Origin of the sequence: Bradyrhizobium sp. 190 (genome assembly GCF_023073415.1) — a bacterium.
Lineage (GTDB): Bacteria > Pseudomonadota > Alphaproteobacteria > Rhizobiales > Xanthobacteraceae > Bradyrhizobium.
Map to the genome: position 1 here is coordinate 187,415 of NZ_JADPJL010000060.1, position 16,488 is coordinate 203,902.

Below are 16,488 nucleotides of genomic sequence, written 5' to 3' on the forward strand. Positions count from 1 at the left end.
AGGAGCATCACAGTGGCAGGGCGGCAGCGGATTGACCGCGTCAGGCGCCAATACAATCAATGGGTTGCGAACCAGACCCTGGAAGATTATGCGCTGCGCTTCACCGCCAAGAGCGCCCGACGATGGTCGGCGGCCCGCGTCGCCAATACGGCCCTTGGCGCGATCTCTTTTCTGGCGCTGGAGGCGATTGGCGGCACCATTACGCTGAACTACGGCGCGACCAATGCCACCGTCGCCATCCTGGTCGTCAGCGTCATCATCTTCTTTTGCGGCCTGCCGATTGCCTACCATGCCGCAAAATGCGGCATCGATATCGACCTGCTGACCCGCGGCGCCGGCTTCGGCTATATCGGCTCGACCATCACCTCGCTGATCTACGCCTCCTTCACCTTCATCTTCTTCGCGCTCGAAGCGGTCATCATGGCCGCCGCGCTGGAGATGTGCTTCGGCATCCCGCGCCCGATCGGCTATCTCATCAGCGCCGTCGTCATCATTCCTGTGGTGACCTACGGCATCACCTTGATCAGCCGCTTTCAACTGTGGACGCAGCCGCTCTGGGTCGTCCTCCACATCCTCCCGTTCGTCGCGATCGCCTGGGCCAACCCGCACTCATTTACGGAGTGGCGGAAATTCGCCGGCGAGCATGGCGATGCCGGCGGCCATCTTGATTTGCTGCTGTTCGGAACCGCCGCCTCAGTGGTGTTTTCGCTGGTCGCGCAGATCGGCGAACAAGTGGACTTCCTGCGGTTTCTGCCGCGCGACCGCCGAACCTCTCGCACCTCATGGTGGATCGCGTTGCTGAGCGCCGGCCCCGGCTGGATCATCTTTGGCGCGCTCAAATTATTGTTGGGCTCGTTCCTCGCCTACTTCGCGCTCAGCCACGGCGTCTCCAGCGAGCACGCCGCTGAGCCCGCGCATATGTATCTCGAAGCGTTTCGTTACGTGCTGTCGCAGCCCGATCTGGTGCTGGCGCTGACCGGCACCTTCGTCATTCTCTCGCAGATCAAGATCAACGTCACCAACGCCTATGCCGGCTCGATCGCCTGGTCGAACTTCTTCTCGCGGCTGACGCACAGCCATCCCGGCCGCGTGGTCTGGCTGGTATTCAACGTGATGGTGGCGCTGCTGCTGATGGAAATCGGCGTCTACAAGGCGCTGGAGCAGACGCTGGCGCTCTATTCCAACGTTGCGATTGCCTGGGTCGGCGCGCTGGTCGCCGATCTCGTCGTCAACAGGCCGCTGGGCTTGCGTCCGCAGCAGATCGAATTCAAACGCGCGCATCTCTACGACATCAATCCGGTCGGCGTCGGTGCCATGACGATCGCGACCATCGTCTCGATCAGCGCGTTCTACGGCCTGTTCGGACCGACAGCGAAGGCGCTGTCCGCCTTCGTGGCGCTGGCGGTGGCCTTCGTCACCGCGCCGCTGATCGCATGGGCGACCGACGGCAAATACTACATCGCGCGCAAACCCAAACGTAGCTGGCAGAACCTCGAAGCGATCCAGTGCTGTATCTGCGAACATTCGTTCGAGCCGGAGGACATGGCCTCCTGCCCCGCCTATGCCGGACCGATCTGTTCGCTCTGCTGTTCGCTCGACGCGCGCTGCCACGACCTCTGCAAGCCGCATGCGCGCGCCGGCGCACAGGTGTCGGAGGCGCTCGGCAAGCTGTTGCCGGAGCCGATCTATGCCCGGATCAACTCGCAGTTCGGGCATTATCTCGGCGTTTTCGCGGTGTCCGCAGGCCTCGTTGGCCTGACGCTCGGGCTGATCTATCTGCAGACATCCGCGACGATTCCGGTCGACGGTTCTGCGCTATCCGACGTGCTCTGGAAGGTGTTCTTCGCGCTCACCATCATCATCGGCGTGGTGGCATGGCTGTTCGTGCTGGCACAGCAGAGCCGCCGTGCGGCGGAAGCGGAAACGCGGCGGCAGACTGCGCTCCTGATCCAGGAAATCGACGCGCACAAGCGCACCGATGCCGAGCTGCAGCGCGCCAAGGAAGTGGCTGAATCGGCGAACCTGGCGAAGAGCCGCTATGTGGTCGGCCTGAGCCACGAACTGCGCTCGCCGCTGAACGCCATCTCTGGCTATGCGCAACTGCTGGAACAGGATTCCGGCCTCGCCACCAAGCCGCGCGACCAGGTGCGCGTGGTCCGCCGCAGCGCCGACCATCTGTCGGGGCTGATCGACGGCATTCTGGACATTTCCAAGATCGAGGCAGGCCGGCTCTATTTATCGCGCGACGAGGTGCGCCTGAGCGAATTTCTCGATCAGCTCGTCGGCATGTTTCGCGTGCAGGCCGCCGCCAAGGGCATCGACTTCGTCTTCAAGCGGCCCTCGGTGCTGCCCGTCGTGGTCTACGCCGACGAAAAACGTCTGCGCCAGGTTCTGATCAACCTGCTGTCGAATGCGCTGAAATTCACGCAAGCCGGCAGCGTGCAATTCGTCGTGCATTACCGCAGCCCGGTCGCGGAGTTCGAGGTGATCGACACCGGCCCCGGCATCCAGGCGAGCGATCTCGAACGCATCTTCGCGCCGTTCGAGCGCGGCGCGCTCGGCGTGTCGCAGCCGCAGACCGGCACCGGCCTCGGCCTCACCATCAGCCGGCTGCTGGCGGGCGTGATGGGCGGTGACATCAAGGTGACGAGCGAGGTCGGCAAAGGCAGCACTTTCCGCGTCAAGATCCTGCTGTCGGAAGTCACCAATCCGACAAGGATCGCGCCGGTGGAGGCGCCGATTTTCGGCTATCACGGCCCGCGCAAGACGATCTTGATTACCGATGACGATCCGACCCATCGCGACCTGCTGCGCGAGGTGATGGCACCGCTGGGCTTCATTCTCCTGAGCGCGCCCGATGGACCCGGCTGCCTCGCGCTGGCGCAACACTGCCGACCCGATCTGTTCCTGCTGGATATCTCGATGGCTGGCATGGACGGTTGGACGGTGGCGGAAACGCTGCGCGCGAACGGCCATCATCAGGCCCGCATCCTGATGGTGTCGGCGAGCGCGCTGGAGGCGCATGGTGCGCCGCTGGCGCAGCCGTACCACGACGGGTACCTGATGAAGCCGATCGACATTCCCCGGTTACTGGAGACCATTCGGCAGCTGCTAAAACTCGAATGGCAATATGAGGCCGAGGAAATTCCAGTGCCGCGCTGGAAACCGGAAACCGGATCGCGGCCGCCAGTAAAGTATGTGGAGGAGCTGATTGGTCTCGGGCAACTGGGTTACATCCGCGCGATCCAGGTCAAGCTCGACGAGATCGGCAACGACTATCCCCAGCATGCCGATTTCGTCTCACAGATGCGCTCGCTGGTGGACCGCTTCGATCTCGATCAGTACATGGCGACCTTGAAAACATTGCACAGCTATGATCACTGAATCCAAAAAGCGCGACGTTGCCCTCGTCGTCGACGATTCTCCGGAGACGCTGCGGCTATTGACCGACGCGCTCGACGGCGCAGGCATGACGGTCATGGTCGCGCTCGACGGCGCGGCTGCGATGCGGATCGTCGACCAGATCACGCCCGACATCGTGCTGCTGGACGCTGTCATGCCCGGCATGGACGGGTTCGAGACCTGCAGGCGGCTGAGGCGCGACGCAGGCCTCGATAACGTGCCGATCATCTTCATGACAGGGCTCGCGGAGACCGAACACATCGTCCGCGGGCTGGAGGCCGGCGGCGTCGACTATGTGACAAAACCGATCGCGATCGAGGAGATGCTGGCGCGGATTCGCGTGCACCTCGCCAACGCACGGCTGACGCAGAGCGCCCGCGCCGCCCTCGACGTCTCCGGCCGCTATCTGCTTGCGGTGAACAGCGCGGGCCAGATCATGTGGGCGACGCCGCAGGCGCAGAAACTATTGTCGGCCATACTCACCGCGAATGCGGACGACGAATTAGCGTTGCCCGAGCCGATGCCGCAATGGCTCGAGCAGGCGAAAGCGGGCAAGGCCGCCTCAAACGCGGCGATGGTGTCATTTCCGGGCAACGAGCAGCTCCGGCTGCACTATATGGGCAAGCTCGGCTCCAACGAATTCTTGCTGCGGCTCGCCAAGGACGCTGGCGCCGGTACGCCCGCGGAATTCTCCAGCGAGCTCGGCCTGACCGCGCGCGAGGGCGAAGTGCTGTCCTGGCTTTCCAAGGGCAAGACGAACCGCGACATCGCACAAATTCTAGGATTGTCGCCGCGGACTGTGGACAAACATCTCGAGCAAATTTACTCCAAGCTTGGCGTCGAGAACCGCACTGCTGCGACGGCGATCGCGGTCAAGACCAGGAACATGAAGTAGTAGCGAACGGGACATGCCCACGGCACCAAATCTTCCCGATCATTCATTTGGTATGGCGGTCGGCGCCGAAAACATTCAGACGAGCACGCTTACCAGCCCTTTCGAAAGCGCGCTTCTATGCGGGACAGCGGCAGTTCGCTTCAGTTGCTCTGGCTCATCGACATCCGTCGTTCCGGCCGGGGGAACTGTTCGTCGCCCAAGTTGCATGCACGGATCTCGTGCAAGATCTTGTCCCTGTCCTCGGGGGAGATAACCGATGCAGACGCGGACCGGCTTGCCTTTGACCCGATAACCACCTGCTGAAAGCCGAAACGGCAGATCACACTGTCCAGACTCTCCTCGTCGCGGCGAAGGTGGCGTCCATGGAATTTCATCCATTTTTCGATCCGGTGCAGGCTCAGGCGTCCCAGCCCCGGCTGTTCAAGAAGCTCGCTCCTGGTATGAAGCGATGCAATCTCGAGGAGATAATTGATGCGCGTGGACAGCTCCTTGCCGACGAGCCCGGCATGCTGGCTGCGAAGCAGTATGGTTGCAATTCGCTCGGGCAAATAGATATCCATTTGCTGCTCGATAAGGACGGATCTTGTCATAGTCAGTTCCACGTTGACCTGCAGCTTCCGCAGATGCGTTTAAGAATGAATCTACCAGCGCCGCCGATGTTTGTCGCAAGAACACATCGCCTTGCTGACCTCGGTTAGATGGATTCTAAGCCAGATCTTTTCCATGTGACGCCCAACACACGCAAAAGTTGCTTCCGGTTGTGCATTTATCGAGTAGCCAATGGATATGGCGAACTCTCGCAAGGCTGAACAGGAACCGCTTGCGGCATCGCTATCGATCGCGCGCGCAAGCCGCTCCCTCGCGTGGTCGATCGCAGTCAAATGCACGACGCCGCAGGATGCACTGCGCGTCCGATGCCTGTCGGAACCGTGTATCGTGAGCCCAGTCGAGCAGCTAAAGCCGGAAGAGATCGCTCTGTGGCTCGCCGCGGTGTCTCCCTCCCCGGACTTCATCGGCGGTTCCGCCGGCGCGCTCAGTTTCGAGCAAGCTGCAAGTGTGATCGACACTGGGGAAGCCGATCGTCTGGCGCGGTTCCTGCACATTGAGGATCGAATCAGTTATCTGGCTGCGCACGCTGGCGCTCGCCTTCTGCTGGGCAGCCTTGTGGGGCAGCCTGCCAATGCCCTGCGGTTCGAACCGTCCACACACGGCAAGCCCGTGCTCATTGCCGGCCCGCCGAACATCGACTTCAGCCTGAGCCACTCCAGGGGTGCGGTTTCCGTTGCAGCCGCATCCATGCCGGTCGGGGTCGATGTCGAGCCGTTGCGTGACATCGCCGATATGGATTCCATCAGCGAAATCGTCCTGGCCGCAGAGGAACGCAAGACCCTGCGGAAGGCTCCAACGGCATTCCGATCCCGGCTGTTTCTGCGCTACTGGACTCTGAAGGAAGCGGTACTGAAGGCGGCAGCTCTCGGATTTGCGATTCCTCCTGATACGGTGATTGTCGATGCAGGCCCGTCACCTGCAGTGCTTTCGGTGCCGGCTACGCTTGGATCAGCCACGCAATGGCGGCTGATCGCCCCCGCGATCTGGCAGGTCTAGGCGATGAGTTCGCGGCGCGAAATCGTCGAAAGCAGAGACTCGGCGATTTCCTGCGAGCGCGTCGCCAGAACGGAGAGCAACGTGTCGCTCAGGCCGTGAGATGACTCGGAATATCCCTGGAGATGGATTTGCGGGCGAAACGCGGGGCTGGTCGCGAGCTTGTAGTTGCGGTCGACCGCGGTATCGCGGATATAGCGCCGGATCGGTTCCAGAAACGTGTGCGGCGTTTCCCTGTCATAGCCGGTGGCGAGGATGACGGCATCGTAGCAAGAGCGGCGATGCTGGCCGCTGAACTTGTCAACCGTTCCAATCTCGATGCCTTCAACTGCCGCGCGCACACTCTTGATCTCGCTGCGCGGGTGCAACTCGACGCCCGTCGTGCCGCTGATGCGCTGCTGGTAGAGCAAGCGATACAGCTGATCGAGGAGGTCGGAGTCGACGACGGCGTAGTTGGTATTGCGGAAATTGCGGACGATCGCATCTCGACGCTCGCCAGGCTGCGCGAAGATAAAATCCGTGTAGTCCGGATTGAAAATCTCGTTGACGAACGGACTGCTGTCGGACGGCTTCAGCGCATGGCCGCGGAAGATCAGGTCAATGCTCGCGTGCGGAAAACGGCTGCGAAGGTCGACCGTCACCTCAACCGCACTCTGCCCTCCCCCGATGACAGCTACGCATGCAGCCTTCCCGCCGAGGCCAACGGAATCGACCGTGTCGAGGTAGCGGCTGGAGTGAAAAACTCTGGCATCATCGACGGTCTTCGCTAACACCTCCGGGATATTCGGCCTGCCTCCCGCCGCGACCACCAGATTCTTCGCAAGCCGCACCGTTTCACCGCCGGCAAGCGTTCGCGAATAAACCCGCAAGGACGTGACGGATTGTCCGGCCATCACCGGTTCGACGGCGACGATGGTTTCGCCATAGGCCGCGTGAGGCTTGAACTGAGCCGCTACCCACCGCAGGTAGTCGTTGAACTCCAGCCTGCTCGGATAGAACGTTCGGCAATTGATAAAATCCTGCAAGCGGCCGTGCTTGTGCAGATAGTTCACAAACGTGAACGGACTGGTCGGATCACGCAGAGAGACCAGATCCTTTAAAAACGATATCTGCATGTCGCTGCCCGGCAGGAGCATGCCCCCATGCCAGGTAAATTGGGATTGCTTCTCCACGAACAGAGATGTGCATTTCAAGCGAGATCTTCTGGCGCACTCGTCCAGCGCGATCGCCAGCGACAGATTGGACGGCCCGAATCCGACGCCGATAACATCGTGCTCGATGGCAAGCTGGTGAGACATGAAACTGCGCTCCGTTTGCGCGTTAGGCTGTGGTTGCCGGACCGGTCGTCGCCGGTAGCCACAGCCGGTCACCAAAGAAGCGCTCGCGCAGCAGCATGACCAGGGTGGCCCGCTTGTGTGGAAAATCGAAATTCTTGATTTTCGCGAATCCCGAGAGTTCCAGATTGCGGAGTTGCTGCGAATGGGCAGCCGCCGGCTCGCCGACGATTCGCTGCGTTCGGCAATCATCCAGGAACATGTAGTGCATCAGCGATGGCAGCCACGCACTGATGTAGCGGCGTCCGCGATAGGCATCCTCTCCGACGACAACATGCCAGCCGCGATCGTAATCGTCGGCATCGTAGAACGGCGCAATACGGTTCTCCTTGGCCCAATAGAGCTCGAAGTAGCCAAATGGCGCGTCACCGAAGCAGCCGATCAGTGGCAACATGTGCGGATCGGCCAGAATGGTGGAGAGATACTTTCGATGCTTCTCGAGATCGCCGGCCTCATCCCAGAAGGCGTCGACGCGTGGGTCATTCATCCACCGGTGCAGCAGATGCAGGTCATCCTCCACATCGGCAACTCGAAACGAGACAACCTCGCCGAGCCAGGGGATGAAGCGGGCATACACCATTCCTACTGGCTTTTGCGGCCGTCGCGGATGACGTTTGCCGTCGGTCATGATGTGGAGTTGCGGCATTGGCGGCCGCGCGGCATCGGACAGCCAGTTGTCACGGCGCTGCATTGTCAGCTCCGGGAGCAGCACGAGGTCGCTTCCGGCCACGACAGCAAGGCCATCGTCCAGCAATCTACGTGCAACAGGTTCCCCGACCGAATCCAGAAAAAGCCGATTGAGACCGGGGCGCCACCCGAACATTGCCTCAGCTGCCGCCGAAGCCGCCCGCACCGCTAATCGCGGATCGCCGGGAGCATCGAGCATCTTCAGATGGTCCAGTTGCTCATCGAGGCGCAGACGCATCACCGTGTCGCCGTCTGCAATAACCCGCAAGTCTGCGCCGTCCTGAAGGACCGTCATGCCGGCGTGCGGTCCGATCGGAAACGCGTGAGGATCTGTCGCGGAGCTCGACGCTTTGTTCATACGGCACTCGCATTGACGTGATTGCTTGAAACAAGACGCGATTTGCGCTCACGCGTGCGATGTAAATCACTCCCGCGCAGGATGACAAGAAATGCCAACGCACGCAGTTTAGATTCCTTACAAAACCAATGAATGACTTGGCCGGGACATTGCCTGCCTTATTCGAGGCAAACCTCCGCGGTCTCCGAATTTAAATTCAAATTTTCTCGGAAAACAAAAATACGTCTAAAGAGGCGCGCCGCTTGGAACTGATGACGGCTCCATGACGTTATGGGCCTTCGCCTCGCCAGCGACAATCTTGCCGTGACGAAGTCGCACAAGATGGTCCGCCACGCCGAAATAACGGTCATCATGCGAGATCACGATGATCGTCTTTCCCATGCGCTTCAGGTCGGGCAGCAGTTCCGTATAGAAGATATGCCGGAACGCGGGATCCTGATCCGCGGCCCACTCGTCGAACACAAGGACCGGCCGCTCCTCCAGCCAGGCATTCATCAGCGCCAGCCGCTTGCGTTGCCCGGTCGACAGGTCCGTCGTCGTAAATACGCCGTTCTCGACCGAGACCTTGTGCGCGACCTCCAATCGCTCCAGATACCGTTCCGCGACATCCGGCACCACTCCGGCTCCCTGAAGCAGGTCTTCAAACAGGTAGTAGTCGGAGAAGATGGTGGTGAAGAGCTGCCGGTAATCATCCCGCGTTTCCGTTACGACGGACAGGCCATCGCGAAGCACCGCACCGGTCTGCGGCGCATAAAGTCCCAGCAGCAATTTGATGAGCGTGGTCTTTCCGCTGCCATTTTCGCCGACAATGAAAACGATGTCCCCCTGGCGGATATGCAGGTCAATCGGCCCGAGAACGAAAGGATTGCTGCCGGGCACCGCGCGGAAGGCGTACGACACTCCGCGGAGTTCGATCGATTCGATCCGGGCCGACGCTTCCGGCGCGGTCGAAGGCGCGGCCAGCAAGTCCTGTTCAGGCGTCGAGAACTGCTCCGAAAGCTCGGCGATGCGGCGCATCGCCACCTGCGCGCGGCCGAGTGCAGGCAGGATGCCGATGACCTGGTCGATGGGACCTCGCATATAGAGCAGCACAAGCACAAAGCCGCTGGAGACCGAGGCGGGACTGTCCGGCCACAAGAAGGGACGCAAGGTCAGCGCCACGCCGATCACGACGAAGAACAGCATCGTGCCGAATGCCCGTGCAGTCACGAAGAGGTTGATCGACTTGATCTGCACCGTGCTGATCCGGTCAACGGTGCGCTGAAGCTTCTCCACATACACGCGCTGCCGGCGGGTGCGGTTCAGGCGCAATTCCTTCGCGCCCTCCGCGATCGCCCGGTAGTGCTTCTGCAACTCGTCTTCCGAGTCGCGGGCGGCATTGAATCCCTGAACCCCCCGCGTTCGCGCAAGAGCATGCGCCAGCGAACCCAGGATAATGACCAATCCCGTGATCAGAAAAAGCGGCCACGACAATACCGCCAGATAAACCATGCAGCCGAAAGTAATAACGAGGGACACGAAAAAAGATGAGAAGAAGAATGCGAAATCGCTGATCGTATCGACATCCTGCGTGAGAACAGGGATCAGGCGATGCGTCCGGTAGATTTCGAGCTGGTCGATCGGGGCAGCCAGAATCTTGGCGGCGAGCGACTTGCGAAGCTCGGCGATGATCCTTTGTCCGACATAATTGGCGCTGATGTCGGAGCCGATGGATCCGATCAGGATCAGCGAACACAGGCCCGCAAAGGCGAAAAGCAGCGTTGCGATGTCGCCCTGCGAGGCGTAGAGCCCGCGGTTGACGACTGCGAGCAGCCCCGCAACGCTGGCGCCGCCGACAATGCCGAGAACGATGCCTCCAAGCACGATCGGCCAATATGGCCGCAGGAGATGCAGGATCTGCGCCGTCAGGCCGCTTCGTGGATTCATCATGAGTGCCGCGCTTGAGTAGAGCTGAAGCGAACCTACACGGCCCGTCGTGACACGAACAGCCTTGCTGGAGTGATGCGAATACATGATGGCAGCATCGCTCTTTCAGGGCTTATTTTTCAGCCTTTTTCGATTGATTCTAATTTGTGATCGGCGACGCGTTTAATAAAATATGAGTGGTACCGCCTTTGCATCGCAGCCGATGAGCGTGTAGGACTTGGATCCAGCCGTGTCGGGCCGCGATATCCGGAAATCGAAGCGCTTGCAGGCCAGCATCGGACAGGCCCGACTGGAGGATGACTTGGATTCGCTGATCTCCGAAACCCGCATCCGGCTTGCCGATGCCGCCGGTCTTGCCGCCCGGATGATCGATCATTTGGCCGAGCATGACATCGCCTTCGAGGATCAGGATGGCCTGATGGTGGCCAAACTTCCGTTTGGAACCAGCTCGCTCACCGTTGAGGCCGAGGCACTCAAGATCCGCGTCGAGGCTAAAGACAAGGGTCACCTCGAAATGCTGCGATCGGTCGTGGCCTCGCACGTCATCGAGTTCGCAGGCGACGAGCCACCGACTATCGTTTGGTCCGGTCATGAATCCGATGGCGGCACGCTAGCCAATTTCCGCGAAGTGCGATTGAAGGCAGCGATCGACCTCACGCCCCGCATGCGCCGGCTGACCTTCACCGGGGACGACATCGCCCGCTTCGTGAACGACGATGACCTGCACGTCCGCCTGTATTTCCCGCCGGCGGGCCTCGCCAAGCCCGAATGGCCGTGGCCTGCGCCGGACGGACGCATCCTTTGGCCGGAACCGGACCGCCGTCCCGTCACCCGCTACTACACCATCCGCCGCATCGATCTGCAGACCCGCGAAATCGATATCGATTTCGTGGTGCACGACCATGCCGGACCGGGATCGGCATTCGCCCTCAATGCGCAAGCCGGCGCCATTTGCGGCATGGCCGGCCCCCTCGGGCGAGGCATTCGTCCGGCGCGCTGGTTTCTGCTGGCCGGCGACGAAACTGCCCTCCCCGCCATCGCGCGAATTCTCGAGACCCTGCCGGCAACGGCTGAGGGTGAAGTCTTCATCGAAGTCGCCGATCGGCTTGAGGAGGTTCCGCTGGTCGGGCCTGCCGGCGTGTCGATCCGCTGGCTGCATCGCGGCGACCGTCCGGCCGGGACGACGCAGTTGCTGGTCGATGCCGTCAAGGCTGTGCGATGGCCTGATCATCGCGAGGCCTTTGCCTGGGTCGCGTGCGAAGCACAGGCGCTGAAGGCATTGCGAAACCATTTGCGCGATGAACGAAAGCTCTCCCGCGAGCAGCATCTTGCGGTCGCGTATTGGAGCCTGCGTCAGCCATGACATCTCCACATGCGCGGATCGAGGGGACAGCGTTCGTCTCGCACCGCATAGTCTCCGCAGGCACTTTCCCATGCACGTAGTTCGGCCCACCGAAATCGCCGAGGCGTCGCCCGATACGACCGCGCCCTTGTTCGAACTGGACCAGGTCGGCTTTGCGGTGGCTGGCCGCGCGTTGCTCGAACCACTCACCCTGTCCCTTCCCGCGCGCAGCGTCGTGGGCCTGATCGGGCACAATGGCTCCGGCAAATCGACCTTGCTGAAGCTGCTGGCGCGGCAGCAGCCAAGCTCATCCGGCACGATCCGTTTCGAAGGGCGCCCGCTACGTGAATGGAGCGACCGGGAATACGCCCGCAAGGTCGCCTATTTGCCGCAGCAGACGCCGCCCGCCGCCGGCATGCTGGTCAAGGAACTGGTCGCGCTGGGCCGCTATCCATGGCATGGCGCACTCGGCCGGTTTGGCGACACCGACCGCGACAAGGTCGCGGAGGCCATGGCACTGACCCACATCGAGCCGTTTGCGGATCGGCTGGTCGATACATTGTCCGGTGGCGAACGCCAGCGGGTCTGGATCGCGATGCTGGTTGCGCAGGACGCCGAATGCCTGCTGCTCGACGAGCCGACTTCGGCGCTCGACATCGCCCATCAGATCGAAGTTCTGTCGCTCGTGAAGCAGCTCGCCCGCGAGCGCAATCTCGGCGTGGTCGTCGTGCTCCATGACGTCAACATGGCGGCGCGCTTCTGCAACGAGATCATCGCACTGCATTCGGGCAGGCTGATAACCCGCGGCGCGCCCGACAGGATCATGACGCCGGCTGAACTCGAAACCATCTACGGCATCCCCATGGGGGTGATGCCGTCTCCGGATCAGAGCCACCTCATCAGCTTTGCACGATAAAAAGGCGAGTCATCCGCCTTTCCATCGCGGCGTGTCATGTTCGTCGCGGGCGCAACAGCCAAACCAGATAAGGACCGGCGAGCATCATCGCGAAGATGCCGGCCGGCATCTGGAACGGAAATATCACCATCCGCCCGGCCCAATCCGCGAATACCATCAATGTGGCACCAATCAGCGCGGCCAGCGCCGCCTGGTGAAGTGCGCGTTGTGCCCCCATCATCCGCGCCATGTGCGGCGCGATGAAACCGACGAGACTCAGAAGCCCAACCATCAAGGTCGCCGTCGCGGTCAACAACGCGGTCAGCAGCATGATGATGATGCGGCTTCTCGCCATCGATATGCCCACCGAACGCGACGCTGCCGGGCCGAGCGGCAGGATATCGAGCCAGCGTGACAACATCGGCACCAGAGCCAACAGGATGATGGCGGCGGCGGCCAGTATCGCCGCCTCGGTCGGACCGATCTGATAAAGCGATCCCGCCAGCAACGACAGAAGTATACCTATGCGGGGATCACCGGTCGCAAGCACCATGGCCATGATCGCGCCGAACGCCGCGCTCATGGCGACGCCAGCCAGCAGCACACGCTCCGGACTGAATTCGGACCGCCGGCTGAACAGCAGAACCAGCCCGAGCACGATGAAGGCTCCGATCCCACCGCCTGCAATCTGCGTCACGCGTGTATGGGAGGGAAGAAGATACAGGAGAACGAGCACACCCATCGCGGCGCCGTAGCTGATCCCCATCACCTCCGGAGCCGCCATTGGATTCCCGGTCATGCGTTGCAGCAGCGTGCCGGCCACCGCCAGCGTGGCCCCCGCAGCCATGGCCGACACCACGCGCGGCCAGCGCCACGGCAAAAACTCCTGGATGCCGGCCAGACCGCTCCAGCTCCAGCCCTCTGAGCCGACCCCGACCGCGAGCGCGATCCAGACCACGACCGACAGCAAGACCGCACCGAACAAGATGACCCGCCAGGGATGGTCGAGACGCGGTGGTATGGATGGCGTGAGGTCCCCCACCGGCGCGGTGGCCCGTAGCCGCGGCAGCAACAAAAGCAACATCGGCGCGCCGATCAGGGCAGTGGCGGCGCCAGCCGGCATTTCGCGATAGCCGGGCGGGATCAGCAGCACAAGCTCATCTGTCAGCCACAGCAGCAAGGCGCCGCAAAGGGGCGCCCAAATCAGCCGGTCGCGAAAACGGCGCGCGCCTGACAGCATGACAATGGCCGGCGCCGCAAGACCCACAAAACCCATTACGCCGACCACGCTGACGACCGAAGCACTGAGCGCGATCGCGATGCCAAGCGCGCAGACCCGCGCGCCCGTCAATCCGAGGCCGAGATTGCGTGCGGTCTCGTCATCGAAGCCGAGCAAGGTCAGCGGGCGGACCATCGCTGCGATGAGCACGAAGGAAATGATGAAACGCGGCGCGAGGAACGCGACGTTGTTCCAGTCCTGCTGATTGAGAAAACCCGCGCCCCAGATGAACAGGCCAATCAGGTATTCATGGTTGAGCAGCACCAGCGCCTGAGTCGTCACGGCGCAGTAGTAGGCAACGATCAGCCCGGCAAGCACCAGCACGACCGGCGATAGCGCACGGCGCCAGGTGAGACCGAACACGCACAGAAACGCGGCGAATCCGCCGATCAACGCAATCCACTCGCGGCCGAAGGCAAGCAGCGACGGCGCCCACAAGGTGGTCACGGTCAGCGCGAGATAGGCTCCATTTAGGACACCGAGGGTGCTCGGCTCGGCAAGCGGATTGCGGAGCACCTGCTGACAGACGGTGCCGGCCAGGCCAAGGGCGGCGCCGGCCAGCAGCGCCACCGCGATGCGCGGAAAGACGGTGTAATGCACGAGCATCTGCTGCGTGTCCGTGATCTCGGGCCGCCATAGCACCGGTAACCATGCGGTAGCCGGCAGAAAGCCCGACAGATGACGCCACGTCAGCGCAGCAGCCGCCGCAAACAGCAAGCCGATCAGAATCGCCGGATGCATCTCGAACCCGGACCGGGCGGGCAGCGCGTCAACCTTGCTCATTGTTTTCCTGCGGCAGACGTTCGGCGAGAAGACGTGCGAAGCGTTCGGCCGCCGGCACGCCGCCATAGAAGAATTGATTTCCCAGCACCGTCAGCCGCCCCGAGCGGAGGAAAGGAAGGGTGCTCAGTACCGGACTTGCCTTGAGCAGGGCTTCGATATCGGCGACCCGCGAACTCATCAGGACCAGTCGCGCGTCAGGGACCGCGGCGAGAACTTCGAGGCCGACGCTGGTGTGTCCCCACGGACCGCTCTGTCCGGTCCAGGCATTCTTCAACCCGAATTGGCTGAGCACCTCCTGATAGAGGCTGTTCGGGCCGAATACGAGCGCACGGTTGCGGGCGATCTCGCTGACGAGATACAGCGGTTTGCCTCCTCGATTCCGAAGCTGCTCGCGATAGCCGATCATGGCGGTATCGAAACGCGCCAGATAGGCTTCGCATGCGGCCTGCACGCCAAGACGCTGCGCGAGCTCCATCGTCGAACTGCGCGCCGTTTCGAGCGGATGCCGGCCGGGCTTGAAAATTGTGAAGACCTCGACCGGGGCGATCAGCTTGAGGCGGGGCATTGCCGCAGTGATGCTGGGATCGATGATGATAATATCAGGCGCGAAGCTCTGCAGCAGTTCGAGATTTGGCTCCGAGCGCAAGCCGATTTCCTGAACGCTTGACGGGACAGCCGGCTCGACGACGAGCCTGCCGTAGCGCTCGATCTCCGGAACGACCAACGGCACGATCCCGAGCGCCAGTATGGTCTGTGCACAAGCCCAACCAAGCGCGGCGACGCGGGGGCCGGATTGCGGTGCGGTGGCTTGCGCAATCGCCGTCGGCAAGCCGTCTGCAAGCATCCCGCCGCCAATACCCAGACCCGCGGTCAAAAGCGCGCGGCGAGACAGCCTGTAATCGGAGATTGACTTTTTGCTCATGGGATCCGGCTCAGGAACGCCTTCCGGCGAGACCGCGGTGGGTGAGAGCCATGACATACCTTCATTCCCGCAGTCTTTCCACATCAGGCCGCCTTGCGCTAGCCGCCCGAAAAGCGCGGGCCAGCGCCTGCCCAATCGCCGCCCGCGCCTGCAGGGCATCGGCCACGACATTTCCCATGCGCAGGAATTCATGGATCATGCCCGGATATATCTGCAGATCGACGGGAACGCCGGCGGCGCGAAGCCTGGCCGCGTAATCGCGTCCCTCATCCACCAGAGGATCATATTCAGCAAGCACGATGAGCGCCGGGGGCAGGCCTGATAGATCCTTCGCGGCCAGCGGCGCAAAGCGCCAATCGTCGCGGTCGGAATCGTCGCGGAGATACTGCCGGAAGAACCAGTCGACGGTGCTGCGTTCCAGCAGATATCCGGAACCGTACCGTTCGTAGGAATTGGACGTTTGCCGGGAGTTCAGGCCGGGATAGGCGAGAACCTGAAGCACGGGCTGCGGCAGGCTTCGGTTCGCCTTTGCTTCGATGGCGAGCGCAGCGGCAAGCGTTCCACCGGCGCTATCGCCGCCGACGGCCACGCGGCTGGCGTCTATCCCCGCCGCAAGCCCCTCGCGGCCGATCCAGGCCAACGCATCGACCGCATCCTCGAACGCGGTCGGAAACCTGTGCTCCGGAGCAAGCCGGTAGCCAACCGACAGCACCGCCGCGCCGCTGTCTTCGGCGAGACCACGGCACAATGGCTGATGTGAATCGAGGCTTCCGACGACAAAGCCCCCGCCATGCATATAGAGAAGGACGGGCGCCGGATTGCGAGTGCTTGGCTCCCCGTGCGCGTACAGTCGCGTGTCGATCATGGCGCCATCGCGCGTCGGCAGCGACAATTGAAGCTCAAACGCGAGCGCCGAGGGATCGACGTCGAGCAGCGGCGAGGATGCATCGAAATCAGCCCGCGCCTGCACGGCCGTCAGTTGCGGAAACGGAATGCGTGCGCCGCTTTCGGTCCCTGCCTGCACCATATCGAGCAGCGCGGCGATATCGGGATCTAAACTCAT

Annotated in this window: 12 protein-coding genes; 5 read left to right on the forward strand and 7 right to left on the reverse strand. The window is 62.1% G+C overall.

All coding sequences use genetic code 11. The features are described from left to right. Positions 1-12 precede the first annotated feature (12 nt). A complete protein-coding gene (locus IVB22_RS28305) occupies positions 13-3,384 on the forward strand; it encodes an ATP-binding protein (protein WP_247520452.1) in 3,372 nt (1,123 codons plus the stop codon). After that, positions 3,374-4,297 (forward strand): response regulator transcription factor, encoded by a 924-nt coding sequence (locus tag IVB22_RS28310; RefSeq protein ID WP_247520453.1) that lies wholly within the window; start codon positions 3,374-3,376, stop codon positions 4,295-4,297. The genes IVB22_RS28305 and IVB22_RS28310 overlap by 11 nt, the downstream gene beginning before the upstream one ends. A gap of 140 nt (positions 4,298-4,437) precedes the next feature. On the opposite strand, the gene IVB22_RS28315 is transcribed toward IVB22_RS28310, so the two are convergent. Then, positions 4,438-4,857: a hypothetical protein gene (locus tag IVB22_RS28315; protein WP_247520454.1), complete on the reverse strand. Its 420-nt coding sequence runs from the start codon at positions 4,855-4,857 to the stop codon at positions 4,438-4,440. A gap of 376 nt (positions 4,858-5,233) precedes the next feature. On the opposite strand from IVB22_RS28315, the gene IVB22_RS41705 reads away from it, so the two are divergent. Then, on the forward strand, positions 5,234-5,902 hold the full coding sequence (locus tag IVB22_RS41705; protein ID WP_247520455.1) for a 4'-phosphopantetheinyl transferase superfamily protein: 669 nt from the start codon (positions 5,234-5,236) through the stop codon (positions 5,900-5,902). On the opposite strand, the gene IVB22_RS28325 is transcribed toward IVB22_RS41705, so the two are convergent. The 3 genes from IVB22_RS28325 to IVB22_RS28335 form a co-directional block, all read right to left on the reverse strand. Next, entirely contained in the window at positions 5,899-7,269 is a 1,371-nt protein-coding gene (locus IVB22_RS28325; protein ID WP_247520456.1) for a lysine N(6)-hydroxylase/L-ornithine N(5)-oxygenase family protein, read from the reverse strand. The genes IVB22_RS41705 and IVB22_RS28325 overlap by 4 nt on opposite strands. Next, the gene (locus tag IVB22_RS28330; RefSeq protein WP_247520457.1) at positions 7,220-8,215 is read right to left on the reverse strand and encodes a GNAT family N-acetyltransferase; all 996 of its coding nucleotides are present in this window, start codon (positions 8,213-8,215) and stop codon (positions 7,220-7,222) included. Before IVB22_RS28330 ends, IVB22_RS28325 begins: the two co-directional genes overlap by 50 nt. A gap of 288 nt (positions 8,216-8,503) precedes the next feature. Next, complete coding sequence (locus IVB22_RS28335; RefSeq protein WP_374207717.1) at positions 8,504-10,204, reverse strand: cyclic peptide export ABC transporter; 1,701 nt, start codon at positions 10,202-10,204, stop codon at positions 8,504-8,506. 301 nt (positions 10,205-10,505) lie between these two features. Here IVB22_RS28335 and IVB22_RS28340 point away from each other — a divergent pair, with 301 nt between their 5' ends. After that, positions 10,506-11,567: a siderophore-interacting protein gene (locus IVB22_RS28340; RefSeq protein WP_247520459.1), complete on the forward strand. Its 1,062-nt coding sequence runs from the start codon at positions 10,506-10,508 to the stop codon at positions 11,565-11,567. Between the two features lie 70 nt (positions 11,568-11,637). After that, the gene (locus IVB22_RS28345) at positions 11,638-12,462 is read left to right on the forward strand and encodes an ATP-binding cassette domain-containing protein (protein WP_247520460.1); all 825 of its coding nucleotides are present in this window, start codon (positions 11,638-11,640) and stop codon (positions 12,460-12,462) included. A 34-nt stretch (positions 12,463-12,496) separates the two neighbouring features. Here IVB22_RS28345 and fhuB read toward each other — a convergent pair whose 3' ends face one another. The 3 genes from fhuB to IVB22_RS28360 all read right to left on the reverse strand — a co-directional run bounded on the left by fhuB (position 12,497) and on the right by IVB22_RS28360 (position 16,488). Continuing rightward, positions 12,497-14,503 carry a Fe(3+)-hydroxamate ABC transporter permease FhuB gene (gene fhuB, locus IVB22_RS28350; RefSeq protein WP_247520461.1) on the reverse strand — a complete coding sequence of 669 codons (2,007 nt, stop codon included), beginning with the start codon at positions 14,501-14,503 and terminating at the stop codon, positions 12,497-12,499. Next, positions 14,490-15,425: an ABC transporter substrate-binding protein gene (locus tag IVB22_RS28355; protein WP_247520462.1), complete on the reverse strand. Its 936-nt coding sequence runs from the start codon at positions 15,423-15,425 to the stop codon at positions 14,490-14,492. The genes fhuB and IVB22_RS28355 overlap by 14 nt, the downstream gene beginning before the upstream one ends. Positions 15,426-15,486: 61 nt before the next feature. Beyond that, positions 15,487-16,488, reverse strand: a complete 1,002-nt coding sequence (locus IVB22_RS28360) for an alpha/beta hydrolase (protein ID WP_247520463.1) — start codon at positions 16,486-16,488, stop codon at positions 15,487-15,489.

What these genes read in the sequence shown, in the direction of transcription:
- IVB22_RS28310 (WP_247520453.1), top strand. Translation starts at nt 3,374, where the DNA reads ATGATCACTGAATCCAAAAAGCGCGACGTTGCCCTCGTCGTCGACGAT.
- IVB22_RS28315 (WP_247520454.1), bottom strand. Translation starts at nt 4,857, where the DNA reads ATGGATATCTATTTGCCCGAGCGAATTGCAACCATACTGCTTCGCAGC.
- IVB22_RS28330 (WP_247520457.1), bottom strand. Translation starts at nt 8,215, where the DNA reads ATGACGGTCCTTCAGGACGGCGCAGACTTGCGGGTTATTGCAGACGGC.
- IVB22_RS28335 (WP_374207717.1), bottom strand. Translation starts at nt 10,204, where the DNA reads ATGAATCCACGAAGCGGCCTGACGGCGCAGATCCTGCATCTCCTGCGG.
- IVB22_RS28345 (WP_247520460.1), top strand. Translation starts at nt 11,638, where the DNA reads ATGCACGTAGTTCGGCCCACCGAAATCGCCGAGGCGTCGCCCGATACG.
- fhuB (WP_247520461.1), bottom strand. Translation starts at nt 14,503, where the DNA reads ATGAGCAAGGTTGACGCGCTGCCCGCCCGGTCCGGGTTCGAGATGCAT.
- IVB22_RS28355 (WP_247520462.1), bottom strand. Translation starts at nt 15,425, where the DNA reads ATGAGCAAAAAGTCAATCTCCGATTACAGGCTGTCTCGCCGCGCGCTT.
- IVB22_RS28360 (WP_247520463.1), bottom strand. Translation starts at nt 16,488, where the DNA reads ATGAGTTTAGATCCCGATATCGCCGCGCTGCTCGATATGGTGCAGGCA.